This is a genomic window from Bradyrhizobium sp. B025 (genome assembly GCF_042257955.1).
Taxonomy (GTDB): Bacteria; Pseudomonadota; Alphaproteobacteria; order Rhizobiales; family Xanthobacteraceae; genus Bradyrhizobium; species Bradyrhizobium diazoefficiens.
The window spans coordinates 7,570,410-7,585,622 of the sequence record NZ_CP170150.1 but is presented as its reverse complement, the minus strand read 5'-3'; the positions used below and the strand labels follow the sequence as shown (position 1 = coordinate 7,585,622).

Below are 15,213 nucleotides of genomic sequence, written 5' to 3'. Positions count from 1 at the left end.
CAGGCAAGCTCTCGCCGCCAACAGCAAGTTGAGTTATCGTGCTGTGGCGTGAAGTAACCCGGATGAAGGTTGCCCATGAGCGTGTCCGTCATCGAACAGGCAAAGATCCAGGCGCAGGTGCTGGTGCCGCTGGTCAGGGCGCTCCAGGCCGAGCTCGGCGAGGCGCGCGCCAACGCGCTGGTGCGCAAGACGCTCGGCGATCTCTATCGCGGCTTCGGCGAGGAGTTCTGGAAAGCCAAGAACGAGAGCGATCTCGGCAAGGCCGTCTCGTCGGCGTTCAGGACCTATGCCCGCGACGATGCGCTCGCCTATGACGTGATCGAGCAGAGCCACGACGCCTTCGCGTTCGACGTCAAGCGATGCGCCTATGCCGAGTTCTACAAGGCGCTGGGTGAGCCGGAGCTCGGTTTTCTCATGGTCTGCACCGCCGACTTCGCGACCGCGGAAGGGTTCGGCCCCGACGTCAGGCTCACGCGCACGCAGACGATCATGCAAGGCGCGCCGCATTGCGACTTCCGCTATCGGCGCGATACGGGCGGAACCTGACGAGAGTGGCGGCTCTCACGCAGTTCCGTCTTTTGCCTCCAGCAGCAGATCCTTCAATCCGGTCGGATAGAGGCTGGGTCCGCCCTCCACGTCGAGATCGGCGAGGTCGAACCAGCGCGCGACGATCTGCTCGCCGTTATCCTCGCGGAAATCGATGCGATCCTGTCCGCTGAATGCGCCGTCGGGAAACGCGACCTCGGCGATGAACATCACCTCGTGCCCGGTCTCTCCCTCATGCGCAAAGATGTTCTCCATCACCAGCGGTTCGCCCGTGATGGCAATGTCGATGCCGAGCTCTTCGCAAAATTCCCGCACAAGCGCCGCCCGCCAGCTCTCGCCGAACTCGATCTCGCCGCCGAGCGGACGGACGCCCTTGATCCGGCCCGCATCGTCGCGCACCTCGGCCGCGAGCAGGCGCCCGTCCCGCCAGTGCAGGCCGATCGCGACGACGCGGATGTGAGGATGAGGGCGCCAGGTGGTCATGGAGCATCGATAATCCCTGTCGCACCTGCGCGCAACGATGAACGCCCTCATCGACCGGCGCCAGAACGGCCTGCCCGAGACGACGGACTTCAATGCAGCTGCGCGCTGACGCCTATCTATCGCCGTGCCATTTCTGCGCCGGCGCCGCAATGTCCGGCAGGTTCAGCAGATTGATCGCGCGGCAGGCGATCTGATCGACGATCTCGGCCAGCGACTGCGGCTTCAGATAGAAGGCCGGCAGCGGCGGCGCGACGATCGCGCCAATCTCGGTGGCCTGGACCATCGCGCGGAGATGGCCGAGATGCAGCGGGCTCTCGCGCACCAGCAGCACCAGGCGCCGTCGCTCCTTGAGCTGCACGTCAGCGGCGCGCACGAGAAGATTGTCGAGCTGTCCGAAGGCAACCGCCGACAGCGTCCGGATCGAGCATGGCGCCACGATCATGCCGCCGACTGGAAACGAGCCGCTGGCGATGCTGGCACCGATGTCCGAAACCGCATGGTCGCGAAAGGCGAGGGCGCGCAGGCGCGGCAGCGCCGAAGGGCCGACCTCCTCGGCGAGCGTACGCTCCGCTGCCGGTGAGATCACCAGATGCACCGCGCAGTGTGGATTCTCCGTCAGCCGCTCGACGATGCGCACGCCGATGGCCGCGCCCGAGGCACCGCTGATGCCGACGATCACGCCATGCCGCTCGCTCATGCGGGCTCGCGTAGCTGCAGCCCGCCGATCCCGCCGAGACCGAGCGCCGGCCACATCGCATCGACTTTGGCGATCACGGCGGAATCCATCGCCAGCGGCTCGCCCCATTCCCGCTCCGTCTCCGGCGGCATCTTCGTGGTGGCGTCGATCCCGAGCTTGCCGCCGAGGCCGGATTTCGGCGAAGCGAAGTCGAGATAGTCGATCGGCGTGTCGGACAGCGCCACGAGATCACGCGAGCTGTCGCTCCGCGTCGCCACCGCCCACATCACCTCGCGCCAGTCGCGAATGTCGATGTCGTCGTCGACCACGATCAATAGTTTGGTGTAGCTGAACTGCGGCAGCATCGACCACAGGCCCAGCATCAGCCGCCGTGCCTGGCCGGGATAGCGCTTTTTGATCGATGCGATCGCGACCCGGTATGAGCAGGTCTCGGGCGGCAGCCAGCAGTCGGTCACCTCGGGGAATTGCTGCCGGATCAGCGGCACGAACAGCCGGTTCAGGGCCTCGCCGATCCGGGACGGCTCGTCCGGCGCGCGGCCCGTGAAGGTCGACAGATAGATCGGCTGTTGCCGCGACGTGATGGCGGTGACGCGCAGCACCGGAAACTGCTCGACCGAATTGTAGTAACCGGTGTGATCGCCATAGGGACCTTCGGCCGCCGTCTCGGTCGCCGAGACAAAGCCCTCGATGACGATCTCGGCCGTGGCAGGGACCTCGAGCGGTACGGTGAGGCAGGGCGTCAGCTCGGGCCGCTCACCGCGCAGGATGCCCGCGAAGCGCAGCTCGGAGATCGTCTCGGGCAGTGGCATTACCGCGGCAAGGATGGTCGCGGGGTCGGCGCCGATGACGATTGCGACCGGCATGTCGCGCCCCACGGCCTTCCATTGCTGATGATGCCGGGCGCCGCCGCGATGGGCGAGCCAGCGGACAATGGCGCGGTCGCGGCCCAGGATCTGCATGCGATAGACGCCGACATTCTCCTCCTGGTCGGCGGCCGGCGATGCCGGCGGCGCGGTGATGACCAGTGGCCAGGTGATCAATGGGGCAGGCTCGCCCGGCCAGCAGATCTGCGCCGGCAGTTTCGTCAGATCGATGTCCTCGCCCATGGCGGCGCGATCCTGCACCGGCGCGGCTGCGCGCGAGCGCGGCCGGGTCGCAAGCGCGGCGCGGGCCAGCGGCAGCTTGCGCCAGGCATCCCGAACGCCGTGCGGGGGGCGCGGTGCGCGCAACTCGGCCATCATCGCGCCGAGCTCTTCGAGCCGGTCAGGCGTGATGCCCATGCCCCACGCGGTCCGCTCCACCGTGCCGAACAGATTGGTCAGGAGCGGCATGCCGGATGGTAGGCCGTCGGCCCTGATCGGCCGTTCGAACAATAGTGCCGGTCCGTGCTCGCCGATGACGCGCCGGTGAATCTCCGTGATCTCATGGACCACGGAGACCGGTTCGCGAATGCGTCGCAATTGTCCCTTGCCTTCGATGAAGCGCAGGAAGTCGGATAATTCGCGGAAGCGCGGAACGTCACGTTGCAAGCGGACAATCTCCTGAAAGGAGCAGAAGCTAGCCGGAGCGATTTCGCTCCTCATTGTTCCCGCTCAAATACATTCGCGCGCAATCGGCTCAGATATGTCACATGAGTCATTCGTCCCTCGCGTCCGGCCCGTTGCCGACAATCCCGCCGCTTCTCGCGCTCGCGCTGCGTCCCTTGCCCCTGCTGCCGCTGCAACTCGTTCTCGGTGGGTTCCTGGAGCGGATCCTGAGGCGCAATCCTGGCCTGCTCGACAGGCTCGGCGAACATCGCCGTGCACGGTTCGGAATCAAGCCGACCGACTTGCCGTTCGCGTTCATCGTCGAGGCCGCGCCAGCGCGATTGTCGGTGGTGCGCGAATTGCCATCCGGCTTGGACGCCTGCGTCTCCGCCTCGTTCGCGAACCTGCTGGCCCTGGTCGAGGGCAGGGTCGACGGCGATGCGCTGATGTTCTCGCGCCAGCTCGGAATCGAGGGCGACATGGAGGCGGTGCTGGCCTTGCGTAACGCGATCGACGATGCGCGGCTCGATCTGGCCGCGGAGCTGGCGTCCCTGTTCGGTCCGTTGGGCGAGCCGGCCAGGCGTTCGTTCGAGCTCGCGCGGGACAGGTTGACCGGCGCGCCCCGGGAGCAGGGGTGATGGAGCTGATCTGTCCCGCCGGCACGCCGGCCGCGCTGCGGAGCGCCATCGATGCGGGCGCTGACGCCGTCTATTGCGGCTTCAACGACGAGACCAATGCGCGCAATTTTCCGGGGCTGAACTTCAGCCGCGGCGAGCTGCGCAAGGGGATCGCCTTTGCCCACGGACGCGGCGCGCGCATCCTCGTCGCTATCAACACCTTTCCGCGGGCGTCGTCCGTGGCACTCTGGCAACGGGCGGTGGACGATGCCGTCGATGCCGGTGCGGACGCGCTGATCGTCGCCGACATCGGCTTGATGGATTATGTCGCAAGGCGCCATCCGAACCAGCGCCTGCATGTCTCGGTGCAGGCGGCGGCCGCGAACCCCGACGCCATCGCCTTCTATGTCGAGACGTTCGGAGCGCGCCGCGTCGTGCTGCCGCGCGTGCTCAGCGTTTCGGAGATCGCCGAGATCACCCGCGAGACGACATGCGAGACCGAGGTGTTCGTGTTCGGCGGCCTCTGCGTGATGGCCGAAGGGCGCTGCTCCCTGTCGTCCTATGCCACCGGGAAATCGCCGAACATGCAGGGCGTCTGCTCGCCGGCAAGCCACGTGGCCTATGAGGAGACCGCGAAAGGAACGACATCCCGGCTCGGCGGCTTCACCATCAACCGCTTCGCTCCGCAGGAAGCCGCGGGCTATCCGACCCTTTGCAAGGGGCGCTTCTCGACGGCGCTTGGTGACGGCTACATTTTCGAGGATCCGGTCAGCCTCGACGCCACGACGCTGCTCGGCGGATTGCGGAGCGCCGGCGTGGCCGCGCTGAAGATCGAGGGACGCCAGCGCGGACGCGCCTATATCGAGAGCGTGGTCCGTCACTTCCGCCGCGCGCTCGATACGCTGGAGGATGGAAGCGAAGCCGATATCGTGAGCCTGAAGCCGTTCACCGAAGGCCAGGCCTCCACGCTCGGCGCCTATCGCAAGACATGGCGATGATCGTTAGGCGATGACTGGTGAAGCGAGGGCTGGCGGTCCAACCATGAATGAGAGATGCCCCGATGCAGCTTAGTCTCGGTCCGGTCCTGTACAATTGGGCGCCGGAGCGCTGGCGCGATTTCTACTTCCGGATCGCCGACGAGGCGCCGGTCGACGTCGTATCGGTCGGTGAGATCGTGTGCTCGAAACGGTCTCCGTTCTTCGCCGGGCATCTGCCTGAGGTGATCGAACGCCTCCAGCAGGCCGGCAAGCAGGTCCTGCTGGGCTCGCTGATCCTGGTGTCGCTGCGGCGCGAACGGCGTCAGACCGAAGAGCTCTGCGCCGCCGGGGACGCGCTGGTCGAGGTCAACGACCTCACTTGCCTCAGGTCGATCAAGGGCCGGCCGCACGCCATCGGGCCCTTCGTCAACATCTACAACGAGACCAGTGCGGCCTTTCACGTCCGGCAAGGCGCCGCGCGCATCTGCTTGCCGCCCGAACTGCCGGTCGCATCAGCGGCGGCGATCGCCGCGGCGTTGCCGGAGGCCGTGATCGAGATATTCGCTTTCGGCAGGGTGCCGCTGGCGATCGCGGCCCGCTGCTATCACGCGCGGCTTCACAAGCTCGCCAAGGACAATTGCCGCTTCGTCTGCGAGAAGGACCCCGACGGGCTCGCGCTGAAGACGCTGGACCAGCAGGATTTCCTGACCATCAACGGCGTGCAGACCCTGTCGCATGCCTGCACCAATCTCGTCAGTGACATCGGTGCGCTGCGCGAGGCCGGGATCGGCTCGCTGCGCCTGTCGCCGCAGGACTGCGACATGGTCGAAGTCGCAAAGACCTTTCGCGACGTGCTCGACGGGCGCAGGTCAGCCGAAGAGGCAAATGGCCGCCTGTCCGAGCTTTACCCGGGCGTCGCCTTTGCCAACGGTTTCCTTCGCGGCCAGCCCGGCTTTTCCTTCGCGCGAGCGTAGCCGGATCAGCTGACCAGATATTTCTTCACCGCTCCCTCGTCCCACGCGATGCCGTTGCCCGGCTCCTCGTTCGGCAGCGCAAAGCCGTCCTTGATCTTCAATCGCGTCGAAAGCACCGCGTCGGCCCAGTCGACATATTCCAGCCAGTGCGCGGTCGGCGTCACGCACAAGAGATGCGCGCTGACTTCCGAGAACAGGTGCGTCGACATCTCGATGCCGGAGGCATGCGCGAGCGCGGCGGCGCGGAGCCAGCCGGTGACGCCGCCGATGCGCTGCACATCAGGCATCACGTAGTCGCAGGCTTCCGCCGACAGCGCCGCTTGCATCGAGAAGGCGCTATCGAAATTCTCGCCGATCTGGACCGGCGTGTGCAGCGCGTCCGCGATGCGGGCGTTTCCGTCATAATCGTCATGGCGGATCGGCTCCTCGATCCAGCTCAAGCCCTCGTCGTCGAGCATCTCGCCGCGGCGGATGGCTTCGGTGACCGTCAGGGCCTGGTTGTAGTCGCACATCAGCGTGACCTGATCGCCGACGGCTTTTCTCACCGCGCGCACCACCGCGAGATCCTCCCGCGCATCGGGCCGGCCGACGCGGATCTTGGCGGCGTGAAAACCCTCCGCCAGCAGCTTGTGCGCCTCCTCCACCGCGGCGCCTGCCGGCATGATGCCGAGCCCCTTCGAATTGTAAGCCTTGACCGGCTTCGGCGCGCCGCCGAGCAGCCTTGCCAGCGGCAGGCCTTTGCTGCGGGCCAGCGCGTCCCAGGCCGCCATGTCGATGCCGGATTGCGCCAGCCGCTGCAGGCCGGCGAGGCCCAGCAGCGTGAAGCGCTGGGTCAACTTGCGCTCGATCTCGAACGGCAGCAGCTCGTCGCCGGCAAGCAGCTCCGACATTTCCGTGACCATCGCCGTCAGCGGCTTCAGGGCCGACGGCGTGATCGAGAACAGATAGGCGTGCCCGCGGGCGCCCTGGTCGGTCTCGCAGTCGATCAGCACCAGCGGCGCCCTGGCGACCGCCCCGGTGGAGGTCTGGAGCGGCAGGTTCATCGGCACGATCACGGGCCGCGCATTGAAGCGCTTGATGCGGACGGTCTCGGTCATGGGCACTGGCTCCGGATGATCAACGCAGGTTGATCCCGATCTTAAACCTTCGTGATGAAACGGAAAGACGCTTGGTGAGACCACCATAAAATGGGGTTGCGCGCGCCCGCTTTTGTTGGCTCTGTGCCGCCGCAGGCTTTGCCGCAGATCCCGGGAGGTTTGCGACAAAAGCGCACACAACGGAGCCACAGTGTGAAACAAGAGATCGCCGAAGAACAGCGCAAGAGCGGCGTCCTGACCGGTGCCGCGATCGCGTTCCTGCTGCTCGCTCTGCCGCTCGCGGTGTGGCTGGACCTGACCGAGCTCTCCAAGACGGCGCTGCGCCGGCAGGCCGCCGATCTCAATTCGGTAATCACGAGTGTGCGCAGCTATTACGCGACCAACGTGGTCGGGCGCATCATCGCCAATCCTGATGGTACGACCAGGGTGGTTCACAATTACGAATCCGTTCCTGGTGCGATCCCGATCCCGGCGACGCTGTCGCTGGAGCTCGGACGGGTGATCGGCGCGCAGCAGGAGAACATCACCTACCGCTTCGTCTCGGACTTCCCGTTCCAGAACCGTGCGCCGCACCAGCTCGACAAGTTCGAGAAGGACGCGCTCGACGCGCTGCGCAGGGATCCCGAACAGAAGATCTTGGAGACCGAGACCTCGCTGTTCAACGACAAGGTCCGCCTCGTCGCCCCCGTCACGATGGGCCCGGCCTGCGTGAGCTGTCACAACAGCCACCCCGAAAGCCCGAAGAAGGACTGGAAGGTCGGCGATATCAGGGGCATCCAGGAGGTGATCATCGCCCAGCCGATCGCCGCCAACATCTTCTCGTTCAAGTTCCTGCTGGCCTATTTCCTGATCGCCGCAGGCAGCGGCCTGTCCTTCCTCTCGCTCCAGCGCCGCCAGGCGAGCCGCATCAAGGGCATGAACAAGGAGCTCGAATCCGCCAACGACTTCCTCGCCTCGCTCTCGATGAAGATCTCGCGCTACATCCCGCCGCAGGTCTACAAGAGCATCTTCTCCGGCCAGAAGGACGTCATCATCCACACCGAGCGCAAGAAGCTCACCATCTTCTTCTCCGACATCCAGAATTTTACGGCGACCGCGGAGCGGCTCCAGCCCGAGCAACTGACGCAACTCCTCAATGAATATTTCACCGAGATGTCGGCGATCGCCCACGAACATGGCGGCACGATCGACAAGTTCATCGGTGATGCCATGCTGATCTTCTTCGGCGACCCCGAGACCAGGGGCGACCGCGCCGATGCGCAGGCCTGCCTCCAGATGGCCTGGCGCATGCAGCAGCGGCTTGCCGAGCTCAATGCGAAGTGGCGCGCCTCCGGCATCGAGCAGCCGTTCCGCTCGCGCATGGGCATCAATTCCGGCTATTGCAATGTCGGAAATTTCGGCAGCAGCGACCGCATGGACTACACCATCATCGGAGCCGAGGCGAACCTCGCCGCGCGCCTGCAATCGATCGCCGAGCCCGGCGGCATCGTGCTGAGCTACGAGACCTTTGCGCTGGTCAGCGACATCGTCCGCGCCCACGCGCTGCCGGCGATCACGATGAAGGGCATCAGCCGCGAGGTGATTCCCTATTCGGTCGACGCGCTGAACGATGCTGAGGCTGCGAAGAGCGGCATCATCACCGAACGCGCGCCCGGCCTCGAGCTCTATCTCGACCCCGCGGTGGTGAAGTCAGGCGATGCCGCGCGTGTGCGCTCGCTGCTGGAGAATGCGCTGGCCTCGCTGAAGCCGGCGTGAGGGTGCGCGCTATCGAGCGTCTTCTTTTCTCATCGGGAGAGTGTGCCGTGTGGTACCCCTCTCCCTAACCCTCCCCCGCAAGGGGGGAGGGAACGCAGTTGTGCGCGTGGCTGCGTCAAGGTGGCAATAATTGGCTTTGGTTCTGTGAACTCATTGAGCTTGTGAGCCGAACTCTCACCGCGCGGCACACTGCGCTCCCTCCCCCCTTGCGGGGGAGGGCGGGGGAGAGGGGTAGCCCAGCAAAAGGTGCGCGTGAGCAGGCTACCGCGCCGCGCCTTCCGTGAATGCGGTTTCGATCACGTCGCCGAAGGGCTGCCAGGAACGGCCGTCGAACTGCACCAGCCGCATCTGCCTGATCGGCAGATAGCTGTCCGGCGAGGTGTTCATCCTGATGTTGGGGAGCGCGAGGGAAGGCTGATAGCTCTTCAGCGAAGCCGCCTGACGCATGATGTTCTCACGCGAAAAATCGTCGCCGCATTGCTTCAGTACCTTGGTCAGCGCCTCGGCCGCGGCGTAGCCATAGACTGCCGCGCTGTTGTTGGTGCTTTCGACCTGGTGATATTTATCCATGAAGGCGAACCAGTCCTTCATGGCGGGATCGTTCTTCCATGCGGGATCGCTCGGATCCTTCAGGAAGGCGGCCGAGACTACGCCGGCCGAATTCTCCAGGCCCGCGGGCGCCATCGCATTGGCGATCGAGGCGGAGGCGTCGTTCACGATGAAGACCGGACGCCATTTGAGCGACGCCGCCAGCTTGATCACCTTGGACGCCGTCGACGGCACGCCGAGAAAGACGAAGATGTCGGCGCCGGCGCGCTTGAGGATCGAGACGTGCCCTTCGAGATGCTCGTCGTTGATATCGAAGGCGATGTCGACGAGGACGTGACGGTTCAGATCGCCGAGGCCTTCCTGGATACCCTTGTAGAGCATGCGCCCAAACTGGTCGTTCTGCCAGAGCACCACGATCTTCTTCCGCGGATAGTAGGCCTGGATGTAGTTGGCGTAGATGCGTCCCTCCGACCGGAACGACGGCTGCCAGCCCATGGTCCAGGGAAACGCCTTGGCCTGGCTCAGCTCCTCGTCGCCGGTGGCGAGGAAGAGCTGCGGGATCTTCTTCTCGTTCAGATACCAGCGCGTGGCGAGATTCCCGGGCGTGCCGAACGAGCCGAACATCAGATGGACGTCGTCCTTCTCGACCAGATTGCGGGTCAGCTCCAGCGCGGCCGCCGGATCGGAATTGTCGTCGCGGGTGATGAAGCGGATCTTGCGGCCGTTGATGCCGCCGCGCGCGTTGATCATATCGAAATAGGCGGCCTCCGCGGTGCCGATCGCGCCGAACTCCGAGAGCGGCCCCGAATACGGCATCACATTGCCGATGCGGATCTCGTTGTCGCTTGCCGGTTGTTCGGACCGTTGCTGGGACATCGCCCCGAGCGAAGCGAAGGCGATGATCACAATGAATAGCAGCCTGCCGGTGACGCGCATGCTCGACACCTTGTCGTTGGCCCCCAACGAGGTCGGCTCAGTCCGCACCAAGGCGAGTTGATCTACGTCAAGCGTTTGTCAAAGCTGTGGCTTGGTGGCGCACTTCAAAGCAGCGCAGCTGTTAGCGCGAACGAAAGCGGCAGGCGTGCTGACGCGCTGACAAACGAGGGAGTGTGCCGTGTGGCACCCCCCTCCCTAACCCTCCTCCGCAAGGGGGGAGGGAACGCACCTTCGTTGTGGCACGCGTTCGTTCTTATCAATTGCGACAGTGCGGTGAGGCACAGCGTAGCGGCGCACTCCGCTACGCTCCCTCCCCCCTTGCGGGGGAGGGCGGGGGAGAGGGGTGGCCCAGCAAAAGGTCGGAGTAAATAACGCGTGCCGCCCGCAACACCCCGCTACGGCAGCCCCCGCGCCTCGAGCTGATGCACCAGCAGCAGCGTCGGTTCGGCAAGGCTGTCGCCGGAGCCGTCGAGGCCGAAGGCGGCGGCGATGCCGTCGCGGCTGCGCAGAATGGTGCCGCGCGGACAATGGCCGGCGCCGCAGAGCGTCTTCTTCAGGGTCTCGCCCTGTGCCACCAGCCTGGTGGAATCGTCCGCGGCCCAGGCCAGCACGATCGGCACGTCGACATTGAGAATGCCGGGGAAGACCGAGCGCTTGTCGTACTGGGTGGCGTCAGTGCCGAGATAGGCCTTCTCGTTGTCGCTGGCGTCCTTGCCCACGCGATAGATCCCTGACACCAGCACGACGCCCGCGACGTCGGCGCGGTCGGTCTGGAGCTCGGGATGCGCCAGCAGGGTGGCGACGTGAAAGGCGCCGGCGCCATAGCCGACCGCGACGATCTCGCGGGCATCGCCATTGAACAGGTCGATATTGCCGTGGACCCAGGACAGTGCCGCCGCCACGTCCGTCGCCCCGGCGGGCCAGCCTGCCGCCGGCGCGAGGCGATAGTTGACGCGCACCCCGATCATGTCGTTGCGCGCGGCAAAGCACATGATCTGGTCCTGGATCTGGCGCGACAGCTCCGGCGCCGCATGGTCGCCGGTGAAAGTGTCGCCCGCCACGAACAGCAGGACCGGCCGCGGCGTATCCGCCTTGGTCGCGCTGGTGGCGACATCGAGCACATTGGCTTCGCTCTCGCCGTAGCGCAGGCCGCGCGCGAAGGTGACCTGCTCGCAGAGCCGCGCGGTGCCGCCGGCGGTGGTGTCGTTGTCGGTCAGCCCGACGCGGACGAGATCGGATGGCGCAGCCAGCCGCGTCGGAACCGGACCATGCGCGGAAGCTGTCGAGACGGTCAGAACAAGCAAAAATGCGAGATAATTCTTCATGATGGTGCCGGGCCTTGCGCGCTCATATTGGCTCGCTCTTGGGGCCTGTCTTTTCAATTCGCCTTATTAGTTGGCTGGTCTTGAGGCGATTTGACGGCGCCCTCGGCGCTCAATTCCCCGGCTCGAATGTGCAATCGGCGCCGCTGCCGTCCTTCCGCCTGATGGCGTTGGGGTCGATCGTGCAGCTCAGCTTGGCGAGGCTCTCGAAATTCGATCCCGCCGCGCCGTCGGGCGGAACGCCGGCCAGCGCTTCGGTCGCGAAGATCTCGTTGGCGGTGGAGCCGTTCACGGTTTTCACCTTCTTGCCGAAGGTCACCTCGCAATTGCGAACGGTGATGTCGACATTGCCGGTGCGGCAGACGATCCGGTCGGCGGTCACCACAATGGCCTTCTTGTAGGGAATGTCGGCATTGGCGGCGAACAGCATCGCCACCGCCTTCTTCTCGGCGCCGGTGAGGTTCGGCGACAGCGGCGCGATCACGCCCGCGAGCGCCAGCGCCGCCGAGCCCGAGACCTTTGCGGGCGTGGCTGCGGAGGCGCCGGCGACGTGGGACGTGGCGGCAAGAACGAGGGCGCAGGATAGGATCGATCGGCCGGATTTCATCCCTGCCTCCATGGGCCCGAAATCTCAGGCGGCCTTCTTCCGTTTGACCGTTTTCTTCGCCTTCCTGGCCTTTTTTGCCGCCTTCTGGGCCGCGAGATACGCTTCCACCTTCTTGGCGGAATGGCCGGCTGCGGCCGCGGCGGCCTTCAGCTTGGCCGGGGTGATCTTGAATTTCTTCGACCAGTAGCGGACCTCATAGGCCTCGCTCAGCGCGATCCGGCTCTTGTCGGAGGCGCGGTGCTTCTGGAGCTTGATGTAGGCCTCGACCTTCTTGGCGGAGTGGCCGACCTTCTTGACGGCGTATTTCAGCTTGGCCGGCGTCACTTTGAACTTCTTCGACCAATAGGCGACTTCGTATTTCTCGGTGAGCGCAATCAGGGCGCGATCGGCTCCGCCCCGCTTTGCCTTGTTGTCGGCCATGCTTCCCTCCTGCCGTGGACAGCGTCCAGTCTAGCATGCAACCGGATTTGGAAGGCAAGGCGCGGGGCACGCGGGAATTGCGCGGCGAGGACGTTTTGCACCGGTGTGTCAGAAGGTTGTGCGGCGCGACCGGGCCGCGCGCCGGAGCGGGCCTTCTACTGTGCATGGGGTTGTTTTCGCGTTTTTGTGTCCCTCGCACGTCCGTGATGGAACCTTCTGGCGGCTGGCGCGACTTATTCTTAGACACGGGAAGAAACGTGCGAGGCTGTCATGGCAGAGAAGCATACCGCCGATCCGGCAGAGATCATGCGGGCGACCGGTCACCCTGAGCTGGAATATGCCGCCGGCTGGACCATCGCCGGTCTCGTCACCATCGGCACCATCGTCGCCGCCTGGGTGTTCGCGATCTAGGCGACCGGAAACTGCAGCTCGAAAGCCGCGCCCTCGTCGGTCGGCTTCAGCCTGATCGAGCCGCCATGGCTCGCCATCACCGCGCGCACGATTGCTAGCCCCATCCCGGTGCCGCCCTGGTCGCGGCGGGTGGTGAAGAACGCGTCAAAGATCCTGTCGCGGTTCGGCGCCGAGATCGGCTCGCCGTCATTGCTCACCGTCAGAAGCAGGGTCGTCCGCTCGTCCACCGCCTCCAGCCTGATTGACCTCGCCTTGTGCCGCACCGCGTTGTCGGCGAGATGCGACAGCACGATCAATGCCTTCTCGCCGGACATGCCGATCGCCCGGTCGAGGCTGCCGCTGGCCTCGATGGAGCTTTCCGGAAACCTGCTCCTGAGGTCGGCGATGACGGGCGCAAGCTCGGTGCGCTCGTTCTGCGGCAGGCTCTCGGCGCGGGCGAGCTCGCGCAGCCGCTGCGCCATCGCCTCCAGCCGCTGGGTGTCGGACAGGATGTTGGCGATGAACGTCTTCTGCTCGGCCGGCGTCAGGCCCTCGGATTTGCCTTGAACCGAATCCTGCAACAGCTCGGCCGCGCCCTTGATCGAGGTCAGCGGCGATTTCAGCTCGTGGGTGAGGTGCGCCGAGAAGGTCGCGATGTAGTCGGAGCGCCGCGCCAGCTGCTCGGCCATGCCGAGGAAGCTGTGCGAGAGCTGGGCGAACTCGCGCGTGCCGTAGTGCCGCAGCGGCCTGAACGCCTCGCGGTCGCCGCGGCCAATTCTGGCGGCGCGGTCGATCAGCTCGCGCATCGGCAGCGTGATGGTGCGGGAGAACACGAGGCCGATCGCGATCGTGCCGAGGATCACGGCGAGCCCGGCCAGCACGAACTTAGCCCGCTCTTGGTAGAGATGGTCGAAGATGTTGCTCGGCGTCCGCGTGGTGTAGATCACCCCCGCGACGCGGTTGCTGACGATGACGGGCATCGCCGAGAACACGTGCACGCCGAGGCCGCGGCTGAAGGAGTAGATCGGCGGCGGCGGCTTGTCCGGCACGCGGTTGCGCAAGGTGGCGCGATACTGCCCGTGCAGCGCGTCCGCGACCTCCTCGATATGGGCAAGCGACTGCCCGACCTCCTGGCGCCCGGCGATCACCACGCCCTGCGGATCGAGGATCCTGAAACCCGCCAGCGTCACCTTCTGGGTCTCGCGGATGATCGGCGTCAGTTTTGCGCCGATCTCGACATAGGCCGGCTGTGCCGGCTTGGGCGCGGGTTGCGCGTCGGGCCGCCGCCGGAGCAGATCGTTGGCGGTGAGGTCAAGCGCGGGACGGATCGGCGTGACCTGGTCGCCGGGGTCGGGCAGCACGCCCGGCGGCACCTCGGCGCCGAGCGTCAGGCCACTGTCGAGCCTTGCCGCGACCTCCTGCGCATAGATCGTCGCGAGCACGCGGCTTTGCGCGATCAGCTCGGCCTGGGTCTGGCGGATCAGCTGGTTGTCGTAGAGGCGGAAGAAGAACAGGCCGACCAGCGGCAGCACCGCGACCGTCGTCAGCACCGCGAAGATCACGAGCCCCAGCGACGGCCGCCATTTGTCGGGGGCCGCGCTCATGCCTCTTTCTCGCAGCGGCCGAGCTTGAAGCCGACGCCGTGGATGGTCTCGATCACGTTGTCGCAGGAAAGCGCCGCGAGCTTGGCGCGGATGTTGCGGATGTGGCTGTCGATGGTGCGGTCGGAGACCTGGATGTTGAGCTGATAGGCCGCGCGCATCAGCTGCTCGCGGTTGAACACCGAGGTCGGCCGGGTCAGGAACGCGCGCAGGATGCCGAACTCGATCGCGGTCAGCTTCAGCGGCGTGCCGGCGAACGACGCCACATGCTGCTCCGGATCGATCAGCAGGCCACCTTGCGCCAGCGCGCTCGGCCCGGCCTTGACCTCGCCATTGCGCGGGCTGAGCCGGCGCAGGATGACGTTGACCCGCGCCACCAGCTCGCGTGGGCTGAACGGCTTTGTCACGTAGTCGTCGCCGCCGATCTCGAGGCCGAGCACGCGGTCGATCTCCTCGTCGCGCGCCGACAGGAACAGGATCGGCACGTCGGAGCCTTTGCGTATCTCGCGGCAGACGTCGAGGCCGTCGAACTCGGGCATGCCGACGTCGAGCACGATCAAATCGGGCCTGTCGGCGGCAAAGCGGGCGAGTGCCTCCTTGCCGTCGCGGGCCTCGATCACGTCCATGCCGGCCTTCTTCAGGGCGACCCGGATGACCTCGCGGATGTGGCCCTCGTCGTCGACGATGAGAATGCGATGCGCCAAGTAAACTCTCCG

The 15,213-nt window shown here is 65.7% G+C and carries 16 protein-coding genes; 6 read left to right on the top strand and 10 right to left on the bottom strand.

Going from position 1 to position 15,213, the window contains the following annotated elements; genetic code table 11:
* The first annotated feature begins 75 nt into the window (after window positions 1-75).
* Window positions 76-546, top strand: a complete 471-nt coding sequence (locus ACE10W_RS35875; RefSeq protein WP_304548638.1) for an L-2-amino-thiazoline-4-carboxylic acid hydrolase — start codon at window positions 76-78, stop codon at window positions 544-546.
* Window positions 547-561: 15 nt separating this feature from the next.
* On the opposite strand, the gene ACE10W_RS35870 is transcribed toward ACE10W_RS35875, so the two are convergent.
* The 3 genes from ACE10W_RS35870 to ACE10W_RS35860 form a co-directional block, all read right to left on the bottom strand.
* Window positions 562-1,029 (bottom strand): NUDIX hydrolase, encoded by a 468-nt coding sequence (locus ACE10W_RS35870; RefSeq protein ID WP_304548636.1) that lies wholly within the window; start codon window positions 1,027-1,029, stop codon window positions 562-564.
* A gap of 112 nt (window positions 1,030-1,141) precedes the next feature.
* Window positions 1,142-1,726 (bottom strand): UbiX family flavin prenyltransferase, encoded by a 585-nt coding sequence (locus tag ACE10W_RS35865; RefSeq protein ID WP_161536803.1) that lies wholly within the window; start codon window positions 1,724-1,726, stop codon window positions 1,142-1,144.
* The gene (locus ACE10W_RS35860; protein WP_011090356.1) at window positions 1,723-3,309 is read right to left on the bottom strand and encodes a UbiD family decarboxylase; all 1,587 of its coding nucleotides are present in this window, start codon (window positions 3,307-3,309) and stop codon (window positions 1,723-1,725) included. The genes ACE10W_RS35865 and ACE10W_RS35860 overlap by 4 nt, the downstream gene beginning before the upstream one ends.
* Between ACE10W_RS35860 and ACE10W_RS35855 the strand changes: the two genes are divergently transcribed.
* The 3 genes from ACE10W_RS35855 to ACE10W_RS35845 all read left to right on the top strand — a co-directional run bounded on the left by ACE10W_RS35855 (window position 3,309) and on the right by ACE10W_RS35845 (window position 5,820).
* Window positions 3,309-3,890: an SCP2 domain-containing protein gene (locus ACE10W_RS35855; RefSeq protein ID WP_370204805.1), complete on the top strand. Its 582-nt coding sequence runs from the start codon at window positions 3,309-3,311 to the stop codon at window positions 3,888-3,890. The genes ACE10W_RS35860 and ACE10W_RS35855 overlap by 1 nt on opposite strands.
* A complete protein-coding gene (locus ACE10W_RS35850; RefSeq protein WP_161536801.1) occupies window positions 3,890-4,867 on the top strand; it encodes a peptidase U32 family protein in 978 nt (325 codons plus the stop codon). The genes ACE10W_RS35855 and ACE10W_RS35850 overlap by 1 nt, the downstream gene beginning before the upstream one ends.
* Before the next feature lie 62 nt (window positions 4,868-4,929).
* On the top strand, window positions 4,930-5,820 hold the full coding sequence (locus ACE10W_RS35845; protein ID WP_304548631.1) for a U32 family peptidase: 891 nt from the start codon (window positions 4,930-4,932) through the stop codon (window positions 5,818-5,820).
* 5 nt (window positions 5,821-5,825) lie between these two features.
* Here the strand turns inward: ACE10W_RS35845 and ACE10W_RS35840 are convergent, their stop codons facing one another.
* A complete protein-coding gene (locus ACE10W_RS35840; RefSeq protein WP_304548630.1) occupies window positions 5,826-6,917 on the bottom strand; it encodes an enolase C-terminal domain-like protein in 1,092 nt (363 codons plus the stop codon).
* A gap of 192 nt (window positions 6,918-7,109) precedes the next feature.
* Between ACE10W_RS35840 and ACE10W_RS35835 the strand changes: the two genes are divergently transcribed.
* A complete protein-coding gene (locus tag ACE10W_RS35835; RefSeq protein ID WP_304548629.1) occupies window positions 7,110-8,672 on the top strand; it encodes an adenylate/guanylate cyclase domain-containing protein in 1,563 nt (520 codons plus the stop codon).
* A gap of 261 nt (window positions 8,673-8,933) precedes the next feature.
* Here the strand turns inward: ACE10W_RS35835 and ACE10W_RS35830 are convergent, their stop codons facing one another.
* The 4 genes from ACE10W_RS35830 to ACE10W_RS35815 all read right to left on the bottom strand — a co-directional run bounded on the left by ACE10W_RS35830 (window position 8,934) and on the right by ACE10W_RS35815 (window position 12,506).
* A complete protein-coding gene (locus tag ACE10W_RS35830) occupies window positions 8,934-10,157 on the bottom strand; it encodes an ABC transporter substrate-binding protein (RefSeq protein ID WP_028173882.1) in 1,224 nt (407 codons plus the stop codon).
* 395 nt (window positions 10,158-10,552) lie between these two features.
* Entirely contained in the window at window positions 10,553-11,482 is a 930-nt protein-coding gene (locus tag ACE10W_RS35825; RefSeq protein ID WP_028173883.1) for an alpha/beta hydrolase, read from the bottom strand.
* Between the two features lie 109 nt (window positions 11,483-11,591).
* Complete coding sequence (locus ACE10W_RS35820) at window positions 11,592-12,086, bottom strand: hypothetical protein (protein ID WP_060909038.1); 495 nt, start codon at window positions 12,084-12,086, stop codon at window positions 11,592-11,594.
* Window positions 12,087-12,110: 24 nt separating this feature from the next.
* The gene (locus tag ACE10W_RS35815) at window positions 12,111-12,506 is read right to left on the bottom strand and encodes a DUF3606 domain-containing protein (protein WP_304548627.1); all 396 of its coding nucleotides are present in this window, start codon (window positions 12,504-12,506) and stop codon (window positions 12,111-12,113) included.
* Between the two features lie 270 nt (window positions 12,507-12,776).
* Between ACE10W_RS35815 and ACE10W_RS35810 the strand changes: the two genes are divergently transcribed.
* Window positions 12,777-12,917 carry a hypothetical protein gene (locus ACE10W_RS35810; protein WP_007597071.1) on the top strand — a complete coding sequence of 47 codons (141 nt, stop codon included), beginning with the start codon at window positions 12,777-12,779 and terminating at the stop codon, window positions 12,915-12,917.
* On the opposite strand, the gene ACE10W_RS35805 is transcribed toward ACE10W_RS35810, so the two are convergent.
* Window positions 12,914-14,500, bottom strand: a complete 1,587-nt coding sequence (locus ACE10W_RS35805) for an ATP-binding protein (RefSeq protein WP_304548624.1) — start codon at window positions 14,498-14,500, stop codon at window positions 12,914-12,916. The genes ACE10W_RS35810 and ACE10W_RS35805 overlap by 4 nt on opposite strands.
* The gene (locus tag ACE10W_RS35800) at window positions 14,497-15,201 is read right to left on the bottom strand and encodes a response regulator transcription factor (RefSeq protein ID WP_028173887.1); all 705 of its coding nucleotides are present in this window, start codon (window positions 15,199-15,201) and stop codon (window positions 14,497-14,499) included. The genes ACE10W_RS35805 and ACE10W_RS35800 overlap by 4 nt, the downstream gene beginning before the upstream one ends.
* Between the last annotated feature and the right edge of the window lie 12 nt (window positions 15,202-15,213).